The following is a 15,401-nucleotide window of genomic DNA, read 5'->3' on the forward strand; positions in this document are numbered from 1 at the left end:
CCGGCTGGATCGGAAATGTGTCACACTTCGCATCGCGAAGGCTGCCCTGACGGCGCGAAGATACGCATACATGCTTTGCGCGTCGATCAACTTTTGCGTGCAGCGCGTATGCAGCGCAAGCTGTCGGCGCCCAGCGCGCCGAGGGCAAAAAGCAGAAGAAACATGATTAGAACAATGGAACCACCTATCCGCGCAGCCGGCGGTGGATTCTCCAACCTCTGAGGGAGGTATCCATCCACTACACCGCGTTTGTCCAAGCCCAAATCTGCGACAATGCGTCCCAGGGGATCGATGATCCCGGAAATCCCGGTATTCGCGGACCGCACCAGCGGGAGCCCCTCCTCGATCGCCCGCAGCCGCGCCTGGAGGAAGTGCTGGTGCGGCCCCGGCGTGTCGCCGAACCAGGCATCATTGGTCACATTCAACAGGAATCCGGGCCGCGGGCCGGGGGGAATCACCGCTCCGGAAAAGATCGCCTCATAGCAGATCAGCGGGCCGGCAAGCGGGGCGCCGGGAATATGCAGCGCCTGCAACTGCGCCCCGGAGGAGAAGCCGCCACGTACCCGGGTGAGCTGCTCCAGCCCGATCCGCTCCAGAAAGGCCTGGAATGGCAGGTATTCGCCGAACGGAACGAGATGCACTTTGTCCGCGCTCTGCAACACCGTTCCATCGGCGGCGATGACGCGGATGGAGTTGAAATAAGGCGAGATCTGCCCCTCCGGTGGAACACCGTAGCGGGCGGCGCCGGTCACCAGCACAACGTTGCGCGGCAAGCTCTCGGCGATCCGGCGCGCCGCCCATGGCTCGCGCTCGTACAGGAACGGAAAGGCCGATTCCGGCCAGATCAGCAGGCTCACGTCGGTGAGGCCGCCGGGATACCGGGCACTCGGCTGCGCGCTCAACGTAAGGTAATCATCGAGGATGGCCTCGCGTCGGCCATAGGCGAACTTCTCGTCCTGCGCCAAGGCCGGCTGGAGTATCCGCAGGTTCACCCCCGGCACCATGCCCACGTCGGTCCGTGCCAGGCGGATCGCCCCACCCGCGTACATCGCAACGAGGCTCAGAACCGCCAGGGTGAGCGAGACCAGATGGTGCGGCCGCGTCGGCGCCGAAAGTAGAAGCACCGGCGCGGAAAGCAGCAGGATGGTGAGGAAGGTCAGTCCGGCGATTCCCACCAGCGCCGCGGTCTGGGCGAACGCAAGATTCTCCGCCAAGGCATAGCCGAAGGTGTTCCAGGGAAAGCCGGTCAGCACATGGCCGCGCAGCCATTCGGCACCGCCGAGGCCCGCCGCCAGCGCACACAGCCGCGCCGGCCCGCGTGACCACAGCATGCGGGCAGCGAGCAGCCCGAGGGCGGGAAACAGGGCAAGGCCGGCAGGCAGGCACACCACCGCCACCGGAAGCAGCCAGGCGAACACGTCAGCCTCAACCAGGAAGGCGTCGCCGATCCACCAGAGGGAGGACAGGAAATAGCCGAAGCCGAACCACCATCCGATGGCGGCGGCGATCCGCCAGGGATGCCGCGTTGCCGTACGGGTGCCGTCGAGCAGCAGGACCAGTACCGGAAAGCTGATCGCGAGCACGGGCCAGAGGCCGAACGGTGCGGTGGACAGCGCCGCGAGCACGCCGGCGGCGAAAGCAGCCCCGAGGCGGCGCCATCCCTCCAGCGCGCTCACCCGCCGCGAAACGGCGAGCAGCTTCAGGGTTAGGCGCGTCACGCGTGCTCGCCGTCCGAGGCCGCTGTCGAATCCTGCGCCGACGAAGCCGGGGGGATGATGCGCAGCATCTTCACCCGGCGCGGGTCGGCATCGAGCACCTCGACGCTGTGCCCGCCGGGCAGGGAGATGATTTCGCCCACCGACGGCACCCGTGCCGCGATGGTCACGATGAGGCCACCCAGCGTATCCACCTCATCGGCCACTTCGGCGGGAGCGAAATCCTCGCCCAGCACGTTCAGCACGTCCTCGAGCGGCGTGCGCGCGTCGGTGACGAAGCTGCCGTCGGCCTGGCGCTGAATCAGCGCCGCCTCGTCGTCGTGCTCGTCCTCGATCTCGCCGACGATCTCCTCGACCACGTCCTCGATCGAAACCAGCCCGTCGGTTCCGCCGTACTCGTCGATCACCAGCGCAAGATGGGTCCGCGCGGCCTGCATGGAGACCAGCAGGTCCACCGCTGGCATGGAGGGCGGCACATAGAGCAGGCGCCGCACCAGCCCGGCCTCGGTCAGAGATTGGCGCAGATCGACCTTGGCGAGATCGATTTCCTTGTTTGCGGGATGATCCTCGGCACCCTCGGGCAGCGGGCCGGTCATGAAGGAGAGCAGGTCGCGGATATGGACCATGCCGACCGGATCATCGAGATCGTCGTCGAACACCACCAGGCGCGAATGGGCCGCGTTTGCGAACGCCACCATCAATTCACCCAGCGAGACGTCCTTCTGGACCGCCACGATCTCCGAGCGCGGCACCATGATGTCGCCGATGCCGACTTCCTTCAGATGAAGGATGTTGCGCAGCATCTTGCGCTCGGACGGAGAGAATTCGCTCACCTCCCCGGAGCTTCCGCCTGCCTCCTCGAGCACCTCGACAAGGTCGGTGCGCAAGGAGCCATGGGAGCGGAACGTCCCGAGGAGGGCTCGCAATCGATCGATGAAACTCTGCGGCTCCGCAGAGGCGGGGTCGCTCGACTGGTCGATGTTGGACATGGTCTCCCTTTGGGGTCGGCCTCAAGTTTCCGCGGGCAGCGCATAGGGGTCGGAAATGCCGAGCCCCTTCAGGATGCCACGCTCCATTTCTTCCATCTCTTCCGCATCGGCATCGTCCTCATGGTCGAAGCCCAGCAGATGCAGCGTGCCATGCACGACGAGATGCACCAGATGATCCTGCGGGTGCTTGTCCTCGGCTTGCGCCTCGGCCAGCACGGTCTCCAGCGCCACAATGACATCGCCCAATGGCTCCGGCGTGACATCCTCCGGCACTTCTGCGGCGGGAAAGGACAGAACGTTAGTCGCCTTGTCCTTTTCGCGCCACTGCCGGTTGAGCACGCGGATGCGCGCATCATCGGTCAGCGTCACACTCATCTCCGCGGCCCGCTCGAAACCATCACCGCAGGCCGCGAGCGCCGCCTGGGCGGCACGCTCGGCCAGCACCGGAGCATCCGGCACACCATCCCAGCGCGCGTCCTCGACCAGAATATCGACGGCGAACCGATCCGGCGCGGGCGAAGACACCGATGTCGCACCGCGCGCCATCTCAGGCCCCCTTGGCGGCAATGCGCGCCGCTTCGTGAGCCTCGTAAGCACCGACGATGCGCCCAACCAATTCGTGGCGCACCACGTCTGCCGCCTTGAACTGGGTGATGCCCACGCTCTCGATCCCCTCAAGAAGGCGTACCGCCTCGGCAAGGCCCGACGTCTGGCCCACCGGCAGGTCGGTTTGGCTGGCGTCGCCGGTGACGATCATGCGCGAATTCTCACCCAGGCGCGTGAGGAACATTTTCATCTGCATGGAGGTGGCGTTCTGCGCCTCGTCCAAAATCACCGCCGCGTTGGAGAGGGTGCGCCCGCGCATGAAGGCAAGCGGCGCGATCTCGATCTCGCCGGTCTGAAGCGCCCGCTCGACGAAGGCGCGATCCATCAGGTCGTAAAGCGCATCGTAAATGGGACGCAAATAGGGATCGACCTTTTCCTTCAGGTCGCCGGGCAGGAAGCCGAGCCGCTCGCCCGCCTCCACCGCCGGACGCGAGAGGATGATGCGGTCCACCATCCGCCGCTCCAGCAGATGCACCGCATAGGCGACCGCGATCCAGGTCTTGCCCGTGCCCGCCGGGCCGGTGCCGAAATTGAGCGTGTTGCGCTTCAGCGCTCGGATATAGGCATCCTGCGCTGCCGTGCGCGCCCGCACCGGGCGCCGCCGCAACTGGATCTCGTCGAACGCCTGGCCCTCGGCGGGATCGAAATCGAACAGCGAGCCTTGGGCCACCGCTTCGCGGATCGCGCCCTCCACGTCGCCGACGCTGATTTCCCGGCCGCGCTTGAGGGTTTCATAGAGATGCTCCAGCACCTTGCGCGCCTGCTCGCAGCTCTCGCGGCCACCTTCCAGGCTGACATGGTTGCCGCGCGAATCCGCCTTCACGCCGAGCTTCCGCTCGATCAGGGCGAGGTTGCGCCCGTAATGGCCGAACAGCAGCGTCGCCAAGCGGTTATCGTCGAAGGCGAGGACCACCTGGGCGGGAGTATCCTCGCCGTTGATGGCCCAGGGATCGCTGATGGCCGCCCTTGCGGGGGTCTGCGCCGAAGGAGAAGGACGGTCTTTATCGGCGCCTGATCTTCGCAATGCTCAAGCCTCCATGGCAGCGAACGTGCGCGTTTGCGCAGGCGAGGGATGGTCAATGACGCGGCCCGCAAGGCTGTTCGGCCCCACGTCCGTGATGACGACGGTGACGAAGGCGCCGATCCCGACCGGTGGGTCCGTCACCACGACCGATTGGAGATAGGGCGAGCGGCCGATGAACTGGCCATCCTGGCGACCCGGCTTTTCCAGCAGCACATCCAAGGTGCGGCCGAGGCAGGAGCGGTCGAAGGCGCGCTTGGAGGCTTCCAGCGCCTGCTGAAGGCGGGCGAGGCGCTCGGCCTTCACCTCTTCGGGAACCTGCAATTCCAGGTCCGCAGCCGGGGTGCCGGGGCGCGGGCTATATTTGAAGGAATAGGCCCCGGCAAAGCCTACCTCGCGCACCAGATCCATGGTCTGCTCGAACTCGGCGTCGGTCTCGCCGGGGAAGCCGACGATAAAATCGGTCGAAAGCGCCAAGTCCGGACGCGCCTCACGCATACGCGCGACGATATCCAGAAAGACACCCTTGCCGTGCTTGCGGTTCATGGCCGCGAGCACCCGGTCCGAACCCGACTGAACCGGCAGATGCAGATAGGGCATCAAGGCCGGCAGATCGCGATGGGCAGCAATGAGATCCTCGCCCATGTCGCGGGGGTGGCTTGTGGTGTAGCGCAGGCGGGCAATGCCGGGAACCTGAGCCAGGGCATGGAGCAGCCGGGCCAGGGTCCACACGCCGCCGTCCGGCCCGATGCCGTGGAAGCCATTGACGTTCTGCCCGATCAGGGTCAGCTCACGCACGCCCTGATCGGCGAGCCTCTCGGCCTCGGCCAGGATCTTGGCCACGGGGCGAGAGACCTCGGCGCCACGGGTATAAGGCACCACGCAGAAGGTGCAGAACTTGTCGCAGCCTTCCTGCACGGTGAGGAAGGCGGTGGGTCCGCGTTTGCGGGTGGCGGCATCGCTCGGCGCCGGGAGATGGTCGAACTTGTCCTCCACCGGAAATTCGGTATCCACCGCCCGCACGCCAGCCTTCACCTGCGCCAGCAGCTCGGGCAGGCGGTGATAGCTCTGCGGCCCAACGACCAGATCCACCACCGGGGAGCGGCGCATGATTTCGGCGCCTTCCGCCTGGGCCACGCAGCCGGCGACGGCGACGAGGGTGTCGCGCCCCTCCTCGGCCTTGGCTTTGCGCAGCCGTCCGAGTTCGGAATAGACCTTTTCGGCCGCCTTCTCACGGATATGGCAGGTGTTCAGGATGACCAGATCGGCATCGGCCGGATCGGTGGTCTCCACATAGCCCTCTTTCGCCAGCGTGTCGGCCATACGATGGGAATCGTAGACGTTCATCTGGCACCCGAAGGACTTCACATAAAGCTTGCGGGGTTCGTGCATGTTTCGCGTTCTGCCAACTCCACCATCGCGCATGGGCGCGACGCTCCAGTGACGCCCGCGCGGTCCGTCCCCGATTGAAAACCTGGAACGTTTGTCTTACCGGCAAATCGGCGCTTTGGGAACTCAGGCCGGAGTGATCCGCCCCATCAAACTCGCTTCGCTCAGGCTGCGCACCACGTCCTCGCTCGCCTTTGTGACCGCCTTGCGGTTCACCTCCCCGTCGAGCGCCCGCGCCTCCCCGAAGGTGACGTCGACGTCGATGGCCCCCTGTCGCAGCACCTCCAGGAGATGGGGCGCAAGATCCATGTCGCCGAACCAGGCGGCGATCCCGCGATGGGACCGCCCCATGGGGATGCCCTGGATCTTCACATAGGCGATGCACACCGGCTGAACCATCGCCTGGCCGTTGGCCTCGAAGGTCTCCCGCACCGCGCCCACGAGGGCGGAGCGGAACGGGAGAATACGATTGCCGTCGCTCGACGTGCCCTCGGCGAACAGGACCACGGGGTCACCTTCCGACAGGCGCGCGGCGATGGCGGCATTCACTTTGCCGGTGGCGTGGCGGCGCTGGCGATCGACAAAGATGGTGCGTTGGAAGGCGGCGAGCAGGCCGATGAGCGGCCAGCGGGAGACCTCGCTCTTGGCGACGAACACCAACGGCGTCAGGGAACCGAGGACGCAAATGTCCAGCCAGGACGCGTGATTGGACAGCAGCAGCAGTGGCCGTCCCTCGGCCGGAACCCCACGCACCCGCCGCCGCACGCCGATCAGCGACAGGACGATGCGGTGATAAAGCATCGGAATCAGCCGGCGGCTGGGCAGGTGAAGCTTCAGCGACAGCCATTGCAGCGGAATCCCGATGGCTGTCACGAGGCCGACCAGGGTGAGAATCACGCCGACCCGCGCCGTATCCAAGAATCGGCCGAACCGCGGCATCTCGGGGCCGAGGTCCGGCATCGGCTCGGCATCGAAGGTGGACCGCGCCATGGGTTCGGCGGAATGGCCGAAGAATGATCGCTGCTTGCGCGGGCGCTTGGTGCGGCCGCCCGCCAGTTCGTCGAAAATATTTTCGCCATCCTTGGGGCTACTCACGATGGCTCCTCATCCAGCGGCAACACGTGCAGCTCCAGGCGATGGCCCACGAGGCGGTAGCCAAGCCGGCGCGCAATCTCTTCCTGCAGGCGCTCGATCTCCTCGGAGCGGAACTCGATCACCTTGCCGCTGCGCAAATCGATGAGATGGTCGTGATGCTCCTCCGGCACCGGCTCGTAGCGGGCGCGGCCGTCGCCGAACTCGTGCCGTTCGATGATGCCGGCATCCTCGAACATCTTGACCGTGCGATAGACCGTGGAAATGGAGATCTTGTCGTCGATGGCGCTGGCGCGGCGGTACAATTCTTCCACGTCGGGATGGTCCTCGGCGGCCGTCAGCACGCGCGCGATCACACGGCGCTGCTCGGTCATGCGCATGCCCTTGACGGTACAGGCGTGCTCAATGGCACTTATGATTTCGCTCAAGAGCCAATCCCTCGCTCAGACTTCGACGCTTATCGCCGCCCCTTTCGGCAACCGCAAGGCGGCCTATAGCGCACGCCGCATCACAAGCGCATCCATGCCGCCGGCATAATAGCCCTTGCGGCGTCCGCTCTCCACATAGCCGAGGGTGCGATAGAGCCGCAACGCCGCCAGGTTGCCCTCCTCCACCTCCAGGTGCGAGATGTTGACACCCTCGCACACCAGCCGCCGCAAATGATGGTCCAGCAGGAGCGCGCCAAGCCCCTTTTTTCGGGCGGACGGCATGACCGCCAGGGACAGGATTTCCGCCTCCGGCACCACCACATGGGAGAGGATGAAGCCGAGCGGCGGGGTTTTCGGCCCGACGCACAGCACGTGACCGCGCACGGCGCGGTCGCTCAGCAGGCGTTCGAACTCGTCCAGGCCCCAGCCGCGATGGAAGCTCGCCGCATGGATGCCGGCAAGGCTTTCCGCATCCCGTCCCTCGGCGGCGCGGATATGGGGCGGCCGCTGGCGCGGCGAAAAGAGGCCAAACAGGCTCACCGCCGTGCAATCCGCGCCCCATCCTGGGGCTTTGCGTCGGGCGCGCGCAGATAAAGCGGGCGTGGTTCCGCCCGGGACGGATCGGCGACCGCGCCAAGGCGCGCCACCCAGGCCACATCGGGCGCTGGTATCACATCGACGCTGAACGGCGCCGTCTCGCCCGGCGGCCAGGCCTCCGCGACCATGGCCGCGCCAGAGCCGACGAGGCGGATGGCACCGATCGCCGCGGAGCGGGCGGCATCCTTCGCCGACATGATGCGCGGCGCGATCAGCGTGCGCCCGCCCGCCCCGAACATCTGCAGGAACACGTGGCCGTGGCGGGCGTCGATGGCGCTGACCACCGGCAAGCTATCGTCCATGGCGAGAAAGGGCGCTGCGAGGGCGGATAATGTGGTGACGCCAACCACCGGGCGGCGCGCCGTGAGCCCGAAGCCCCGCGCGGCCGAAAGTCCGACCCGCAGCCCCGTGAAGCTGCCTGGTCCGACGGTTACGGCAATGCGGTCCAAAGCGGGAAAATCGAGCCCCGCATCCGCCATCACCTGTTCGACGATCGGAATCAGAGCTTCGGCGTGTCCGCGCTCCATGAGCAGCGAATCGCCCGCGACGATGGAGTCGCTTTCCGCGTCCAGCACGGCCACCGAACAGGCGGTCAGTGCGGTATCTATGGCAAGAACGATCATGATGATGTGTGGACGCCCGAATCCCGCGTCCACAATCCATCGAAAATGCATCTGACGGAAGGGGATAGTGGTAAATCCCCGTCCGAACCCGAAATTAGCGGGGCATAGATCGCACCGACAAACCCGAGTCGGCCGGCGATCGAAGGACCCGCCTCAGACCGGGCGCACCTCGACCACTTCGGGCACGAAGTGGCGCAGAAGGTTCTCGATGCCGTTCTTCAGCGTGGCGGTGGACGAGGGGCAGCCCGAGCACGAGCCCTTCATGTTCAGGAACACCACACCTTCCTTGAAGCCGCGGAACGTGATGTCGCCGCCGTCATTGGCGACCGCCGGACGCACGCGGGTCTCGATCAGATCCTTGATCGTGGCGACCGTGTCGGTATCGGCCTCGGCGAAAAACTCCTCGCCATCCTCGCCATCGGCCGATGCACCATCCGCCAGCACCGGGGCGCCGGACATGAAATGCTCCATGATGGCGCCGAGGATGGCGGGCTTGAGATGTGCCCATTCCCCGCCGGTCTTGGTGACCGTGATGAAATCGGACCCGAGAAACACGCCGCCCACGCCTTCCACATCGAACAGGCGCTGGGCCAGCGGAGAGCGGCCGGAATCGGCGGCGGTCTTCAATTCGAGCGTGCCTTCGCCGAGCACATTGCGGCCCGGCAGGAACTTCAGCGTCGCCGGGTTGGGCGTCGGCTCCGTCTGGATGAACATGATTCGCATCCTCGCGCAAAAGGGAGGCGGCAGGGCCGCTTGTATGGCCTTAAGATAAGGCGTGGCGCGTCAAACGGAAAGGGCAGGTCCCGTCGTGGGACAGCGCCACGTGGTGGCCTGGAACGGGAGGGGAACGAAGCGGGGCCGAATCGCTGACTCCGCGCCGATGCGCTTTTGTTCTCCCTTGGGGAGTCCTGACCTTGCGAGAGATGGTGGCCATTCCCATCCTATTGTCATCAACGGGGCGGCCGGGCCGCCTGTGGAGGAAGGAATGAATTATCTGAAGACGGCGATCCTGCTGGCGGGTTTGACCGCTTTGTTCATGGCCGTCGGCTTCGCCCTTGGGGGCACCAGCGGCATGATGATCGCGTTCGTGGTCGCGGCCGGCATGAACATTTTCAGCTATTGGAACTCGGACAAGATGGTCCTGCGCATGTATGGCGCGCGGGAAGTGGACGAGCGCACGGCACCTGAGCTGGTGTCGATGGTGCGCGATCTCGCGGCGCGGGCGCAATTGCCCATGCCCAAGGTCTATATCATGGACAATCCCCAGCCCAACGCCTTCGCGACCGGGCGCAATCCGCAGAACGCCGCCGTCGCCGCCACCACCGGGCTGATGCAGATGCTCACCCGCGAGGAGGTGGCGGGCGTGATGGCGCACGAACTGGCGCATATCAAGCATCACGATACGCTGACCATGACCATCACCGCCACGTTTGCCGGCGCCATCTCCATGCTGGCGAATTTCGGCCTCTTCTTCGGCGGCGGAAATCGCGAGAACAATTCGCCGTTCGGCATGGTGGGCACCATCCTCATGGCGATCCTCGCGCCCATCGCTGCCATGGTGGTGCAGATGGCGATCTCGCGCTCGCGCGAATATGTTGCGGATCGCACGGGCGCGGAAATCTGCGGCCATCCGATGGCACTCGCCGCCGCCTTGGCCAAGATCTCCGGCGCCGCGCACCGGATTCCGAACTATGAGGCCGAGGGACATCCCGCCACCGCCCATATGTTCATCATCAACCCGCTTTCAGGGGAGCGGATGGACAATCTGTTCTCCACCCACCCGGCCACGGAGAACCGCATCGCCGCCCTGCGTCAGCTGGCGCAGGAGATGGGCGGCCGCGGCATCCATCCCACCGCAGCCATGCCTTCGGGCGGTCCCGCCCCGCGCGGGCCGTGGGGTGCAGGCGGCGGCGCCCCGCGTCGCGGCCCGTGGGGGTGAGCGCAAGCGGCGGACAAAGGGGAGCAAGGCGCAATTGACGGCCCGTGGGGCACGCAAACCGGCCCAAAGGTTGCCAAGTGACGCGCGGGGCTCTAGGTGCGCGCAATGAAAACCCCGTCCCGCCCCAGATCCGGCCAGAAATCCGCCCCGCGTTCTCCCGACCGGCGTGCCCCGGAGGCCGCTGGCCTGCGCGCCCGCCTGGTCGCCGCTGACGCCCTGGACCGCGTCCTGCGGGGCGGCACGGCGCTGGAAGACGCTCTTGAGAACGCCGGCGGCCTGGAGCCGCGCGATCGCGCCCTCGCCTTCCGCATTGTCGCCACGGCCCTGCGCCGCCTCGGCACCTTGCGCGCGATCCTCACCCCCATGCTGGACCGGGGCTTCCCGAAGTCCGCGCCGAAGGTCGAGACCGTGCTGCTGGTGGGTGCGGCGCAGATCTTGTTCATGGATGTGCCGGACCATGCGGCGGTCGGGCTTTCGGTGGAGATCGCCCGCGGCGACGGCACCACCTCCGGCTTTGCGGGCCTGATTAATGCGGTGCTGCGTCGCCTGACGCGGGAGGGTGCCGAACGCCTTGCCGCCATTGATCCGATTGCTGCCGACACGCCGGACTGGCTGCGTCAGCGCTGGGCGAAAGCCTATGGTGCCGAGCGCGCCGCCGCGATCTGCGCCATGCACGCCCACGAGCCGGCCCTTGATCTCACGGTGAAATCCGATCCCGAGGGCTGGGCCCTGAAGCTTGGCGGCGAGGTGCTGCCCACGGGGACCGTGCGCATTCTCCATGCCGGCCCGGTGCGCGCCTTACCCGGCTATGAGGATGGCGACTGGTGGGTGCAGGATGCCGCCGCCGCCCTCCCCGCGCGACTGCTCGGCGATGTTGCGGGCCTTAATGTCCTCGATTTGTGTGCCGCACCCGGTGGCAAGACCGCCCAGCTCGCGGCGGCGGGTGCCCGTGTCACCGCCCTGGACCGGTCTGGCCAGCGGCTGGAGCGCCTGTCTGAGAACCTCGCGCGTCTCAAGCTCTCGGCCGAAATTGTCGAGGCGGACGCGGCGGAGTTTTCCGGCGGCCCCTATGATGCGATTCTGCTCGATGCGCCCTGTACCGCGACCGGCACCCTGCGGCGCCATCCCGACATCGCCTGGAACAAGCGGCCCGGCGACATCGCCGGCCTCGCCGAGCTTCAGGGCCGGCTGCTCGCCCACGCGCTCGACCTGCTCAAGTTCGGCGGCGTGCTGGTCTATTCGACCTGCTCGCTGGAGCCGGAGGAGGGCGAAGCCCAGATCGCGCGGCTGCTCGCCGCTCGCCCAGATGCCGAAAGAGCGCCCCTGAGGGAAGAAGATGCGCCAGGGCTCGCGCCGTTCATCACTCCTCAAGGTGATTTGCGCACTCTGCCCTGTGATTGGGTGCGGGGAGAGCCGGAGCGGTCCGGGCTCGACGGCTTCTTTGCCGCACGAATAGTGAAAGGCGGCACGCACCGCCGGGGGTAGTCACCAGGAATGAGCCGCGCAGCCCTGGCAGAACGCATGCGCCTCGCGGCCTTCGTGGCGGGGCAGGGCTGGCGCATGTTCATGGCGCGCCTGCCCGGCCTGCCGTTGTCGCTCGGCCGGGTGAGCATTCCGGTGCCCGAGCGTCTGCTCATCGCTCCCCAGGACCGGCGGACCGGCGATGCCACCCGCGCCAGCGAAATCTACGCCGGCCGATTCGCCTTTGCCGGCAAGATCGCCCTGCTCGACGGGCGCACCCCGTTCGAGCTGGAGCCGCCCTCGCGCGAATGGGCGCAAACGCTGCACGGCTTCGGCTGGCTGCGCCATCTGCGCGCCGCCAGCACCACCATCGCGCGCGCCAATGCCCGCGCCATCGTCGGCGACTGGATCCGCAATCCCGGAGAGGCCCGCGCCATCGCCGCCGAGCCGGAGGTGACCGCCCGGCGCATCATCTCCTGGCTGACCCAGGCGCCGTTCATCCTCCAGGACGCCGACCACGAATTCTACCGTCGCTTCATGCGCAGCCTCGCCCGGCAGGTGCGCCACCTGCGGCGCAGCGCGATCGCCGCCCCGGACGGCTATCCCCGGCTGATCGCCACCATCGCCCTGGTCTTCGCCGGCCTGTGCATGTCGGACCAGAGCCGGCTGCTGAAGGTGTCCCAACGCCGCCTGGAGGAGGAGCTGGACCGCCAGATCCTGCCCGACGGCGGCATCATCACCCGCAATCCCGACAGCCTCATCGCCCTGCTGCTGGACCTCCTGCCGCTCCGCCATGCCTTTGCGGCGCGCAACCAGCCGGCCCCCCAGGCGCTGATGAACGCCATCGACCGCATGATGCCCATGCTGCGCTTCTTCCGCCACGGAGACGGCGCCTTCGCCCATTTCCACGGCATGGGCCATACCGCCGCCGACCAATTGGCCACCATCCTCGCCTATGACGATGCGCGCGGCGCGCCGGTGGCGAATGCCCCGCATTCCGGCTTCCAGCGGCTCGATGCCAAGGGCACGGTGTTGATCGCCGACACCGGCATCGCCCCGCCGCTCGCCGCCGGCTGGGAGGCGCATGCCAGCTGCCTGGCGTTCGAATTCTCCAGCGGCCGCAACCGCATCTTCGTCAATTGCGGCATGACCGCCATCAATCGCGAGATGTGGTGGCAAGCGGCACGGGCGACCGCCGCTCATTCCACGGCGGTGATCGGCGATACCTCCTCGGCCCGATTCCTGCAGTGGCAGTGGCTCGGCCGGCAAGTCGGCTTCCCCATCGTCTCAGGACCGACCGCGGTGCCCGTGCAGCGGGGAAAGCGGGATGATGCCTTGATGCTGCGGGCGAGCCACGACGGCTATGCCGCCCCCTTCGGCATCGTCCACCAGCGCTCATTCCGCCTCGCGAGCGGTGGCGCGCGCCTCGACGGCGAGGATTTGTTCAAACCGGCGGAGGGCGCGCCGGCGGCCCTGCCTGCCACCGCGTTCGCGATCCGCTTCCATCTCCATCCCGCCGTGGTCGTCGAGCGGCTGGATGACCCAAGCACAGTCTTGCTGGCGCTGCCGGGCGGGGAAGCCTGGGCGTTCCTCACGCCAAATCAAAGCATTATCCTGGAAGAGAGCATCTATCTCGCGGCCCCGGACGGCCCGCGCCGCACTGTCCAGCTGGTGATCTCGGGCTCGCTCGCCGAGACCGGCCGGGTGCTCTGGACCCTGGTGCGGACCCGCGAGCGCCAGCCCCCGCTTCCGGCGGGGGGCAGCTCTTCCGCCCGCACCCGGTGACGAAGACCGGCTCGCCGTGATAGGGCGAGCGCAATTCAGATCCGGAGTTCTCCCATGCCCGCCGATGTGCGCCCCGTCACCCGTGCCCTGATCTCGGTGTCCGACAAAGCGGGCTTGATCCCCTTCGCCACCGCTTTGGTGAAAAAGGGCGTCGCGCTCGTCTCCACCGGCGGCACCGCCAAGGCCCTGGCGGACGCCGGACTTGCGGTGATGGATGTGGCCGAACTCACCGGCTACCCCGAGATGATGGACGGACGGGTGAAAACCCTGCATCCCCGCGTCCATGGCGGCATCCTGGCGATCCGCACCGATTCCGGTCATCAGGCCTCCATGGCCGAGCACGGAATCCCGCCCATCGATCTCGTGGTGGTTAATCTCTACCCGTTCGAGGCCACCGTGGCGCGTGGCGCGAATTTCGATGAAACCATTGAGAACATTGATATTGGCGGCCCCGCTTTGATCCGCGGCGCGGCCAAGAATCACAATGACGTGGCGGTGGTGGTGGATGTCGCCGACTATTCCGCCGTGCTTGCCGAGATCGAGCTGCATGGCGGCACCACCCTGGCCCTGCGGCGCAAGCTGGCGCAGACCGCCTATGCCCGGACCGCCGCCTATGACGCGGCCATCTCCAACTGGTTCGCGGTCGAGGTGAAGGCGGAGGCGCCCAGCTATCGCGCGATCGGCGGCAAGCTGATCGAGGCCCTGCGCTATGGCGAGAACCCCCACCAGACGGCCGCCTTCTATGCCACTTCCGAGCTGCGCGCGGGCGTCGCCACGGCCCGGCAGGTGCAGGGTAAGCAATTGTCGTTCAACAATATTAACGACACCGACGCGGCTTTTGAGTGCGTCGCCGAATTCCATCCCGCCCGCACCGCGGCGGTGGTGATCGTCAAGCATGCCAATCCTTGCGGCGTGGCCGAGGGGGGGTCGCTGGCGGAGGCCTATGCCAAGGCGCTGGCGTGCGATCCGGTCTCGGCATTCGGCGGCATCATCGCCGTCAACCGGACCCTGGATGCCGAGGCGGCGCGGGCGATGGTGGAGATCTTCACCGAGGTGATCGTCGCCCCGGACGCCACCGAGGAAGCGATTAACCTCATAGCTTCAAAGAAGAATCTGCGCCTGCTGCTGACCGGCGGCCTGCCCGATCCGCGCAGCCCCGGCCTCAATGTGCGCACCGTCGCGGGCGGGCTGCTGGTGCAGAGCCGGGACAATGCTTCGGTCGACGATCTCGACCTCAAGGTCGTCACCCGGCGGGAGCCGACCGAGGCCGAGCTGACCGACATGCGGTTCGCCTTCCGCGTGGCTAAGCATGTGAAATCAAACACGATTATCTATGCCAAGGATCTCGCCACGGTGGGCATCGGGGCCGGCCAGATGAGCCGGGTGGATTCCGCCCGCATCGCCGCTCGCAAAGCCCAGGATGCCGCCGAGGCGGCCGGGCTTGCGGTGCCCCTGACGAAGGGCTCTGTGGTCGCCTCCGACGCCTTTTTCCCCTTTGCGGACGGGCTGTTAGCGGCCGTCGAGGCGGGCGCGACGGCAGTCATCCAGCCGGGCGGATCGATGCGCGATGCCGAGGTGATCGCCGCAGCCGATGCCGCCGGCCTCGCCATGGTGTTCACCGGCGTGCGGCATTTCAAGCACTGAGGGCGCGCGGAAGAACATGCCGTTTCGGCAGGAATAATCCCAATTTCAAGGCGGATTTCGTGAAATTCCGCCTTGTTCTTCAGATAATGTTCTTCGGCTGTCGGCAAAGGCT

At 66.8% G+C, this 15,401-nt stretch carries 14 protein-coding genes; 4 read left to right on the plus strand and 10 right to left on the minus strand.

Going from position 1 to position 15,401, the window contains the following annotated elements; translation table 11 throughout:
• Positions 1–86: 86 nt before the first annotated feature.
• From lnt to V5F77_RS18670, 10 genes are all read right to left on the minus strand, one after another.
• Positions 87–1,718 (minus strand): apolipoprotein N-acyltransferase, encoded by a 1,632-nt coding sequence (lnt, locus tag V5F77_RS18625; protein WP_429006834.1) that lies wholly within the window; start codon positions 1,716–1,718, stop codon positions 87–89.
• A complete protein-coding gene (locus V5F77_RS18630) occupies positions 1,715–2,704 on the minus strand; it encodes a hemolysin family protein (RefSeq protein ID WP_429006835.1) in 990 nt (329 codons plus the stop codon). The genes lnt and V5F77_RS18630 overlap by 4 nt, the downstream gene beginning before the upstream one ends.
• 21 nt (positions 2,705–2,725) lie before the next feature.
• Complete coding sequence (gene ybeY, locus V5F77_RS18635) at positions 2,726–3,250, minus strand: rRNA maturation RNase YbeY (protein WP_429006836.1); 525 nt, start codon at positions 3,248–3,250, stop codon at positions 2,726–2,728.
• A gap of 1 nt (position 3,251) precedes the next feature.
• Positions 3,252–4,268, minus strand: coding sequence for a PhoH family protein (locus V5F77_RS18640; RefSeq protein WP_429006865.1), 1,017 nt, complete (start codon positions 4,266–4,268; stop codon positions 3,252–3,254).
• 69 nt (positions 4,269–4,337) lie between these two features.
• Complete coding sequence (miaB, locus tag V5F77_RS18645; RefSeq protein ID WP_429006837.1) at positions 4,338–5,723, minus strand: tRNA (N6-isopentenyl adenosine(37)-C2)-methylthiotransferase MiaB; 1,386 nt, start codon at positions 5,721–5,723, stop codon at positions 4,338–4,340.
• Between the two features lie 123 nt (positions 5,724–5,846).
• Positions 5,847–6,815 (minus strand): lysophospholipid acyltransferase family protein, encoded by a 969-nt coding sequence (locus V5F77_RS18650; protein WP_429006838.1) that lies wholly within the window; start codon positions 6,813–6,815, stop codon positions 5,847–5,849.
• Complete coding sequence (locus tag V5F77_RS18655) at positions 6,812–7,192, minus strand: Fur family transcriptional regulator (protein WP_429006866.1); 381 nt, start codon at positions 7,190–7,192, stop codon at positions 6,812–6,814. Before V5F77_RS18655 ends, V5F77_RS18650 begins: the two co-directional genes overlap by 4 nt.
• A gap of 111 nt (positions 7,193–7,303) precedes the next feature.
• Positions 7,304–7,780 carry a GNAT family N-acetyltransferase gene (locus V5F77_RS18660; RefSeq protein ID WP_429006839.1) on the minus strand — a complete coding sequence of 159 codons (477 nt, stop codon included), beginning with the start codon at positions 7,778–7,780 and terminating at the stop codon, positions 7,304–7,306.
• A complete protein-coding gene (gene tsaB, locus V5F77_RS18665; RefSeq protein ID WP_429006840.1) occupies positions 7,777–8,460 on the minus strand; it encodes a tRNA (adenosine(37)-N6)-threonylcarbamoyltransferase complex dimerization subunit type 1 TsaB in 684 nt (227 codons plus the stop codon). The genes V5F77_RS18660 and tsaB overlap by 4 nt, the downstream gene beginning before the upstream one ends.
• 153 nt (positions 8,461–8,613) lie before the next feature.
• Entirely contained in the window at positions 8,614–9,174 is a 561-nt protein-coding gene (locus tag V5F77_RS18670) for a NifU family protein (protein WP_429006841.1), read from the minus strand.
• 271 nt (positions 9,175–9,445) lie between these two features.
• Here V5F77_RS18670 and htpX point away from each other — a divergent pair, with 271 nt between their 5' ends.
• From htpX to purH, 4 genes are all read left to right on the plus strand, one after another.
• Complete coding sequence (gene htpX, locus V5F77_RS18675; RefSeq protein WP_429006842.1) at positions 9,446–10,399, plus strand: zinc metalloprotease HtpX; 954 nt, start codon at positions 9,446–9,448, stop codon at positions 10,397–10,399.
• 105 nt (positions 10,400–10,504) lie between these two features.
• The gene (gene rsmB / locus V5F77_RS18680; RefSeq protein ID WP_429006843.1) at positions 10,505–11,884 is read left to right on the plus strand and encodes a 16S rRNA (cytosine(967)-C(5))-methyltransferase RsmB; all 1,380 of its coding nucleotides are present in this window, start codon (positions 10,505–10,507) and stop codon (positions 11,882–11,884) included.
• Between the two features lie 9 nt (positions 11,885–11,893).
• Complete coding sequence (locus V5F77_RS18685) at positions 11,894–13,645, plus strand: heparinase II/III family protein (RefSeq protein WP_429006844.1); 1,752 nt, start codon at positions 11,894–11,896, stop codon at positions 13,643–13,645.
• 54 nt (positions 13,646–13,699) lie between these two features.
• Entirely contained in the window at positions 13,700–15,289 is a 1,590-nt protein-coding gene (purH, locus tag V5F77_RS18690; protein WP_429006845.1) for a bifunctional phosphoribosylaminoimidazolecarboxamide formyltransferase/IMP cyclohydrolase, read from the plus strand.
• Positions 15,290–15,401 lie beyond the last annotated feature (112 nt).

Source organism: Roseixanthobacter psychrophilus (genome assembly GCF_043195195.1).
Taxonomy (GTDB): domain Bacteria; phylum Pseudomonadota; class Alphaproteobacteria; order Rhizobiales; family Xanthobacteraceae; genus NCEH01.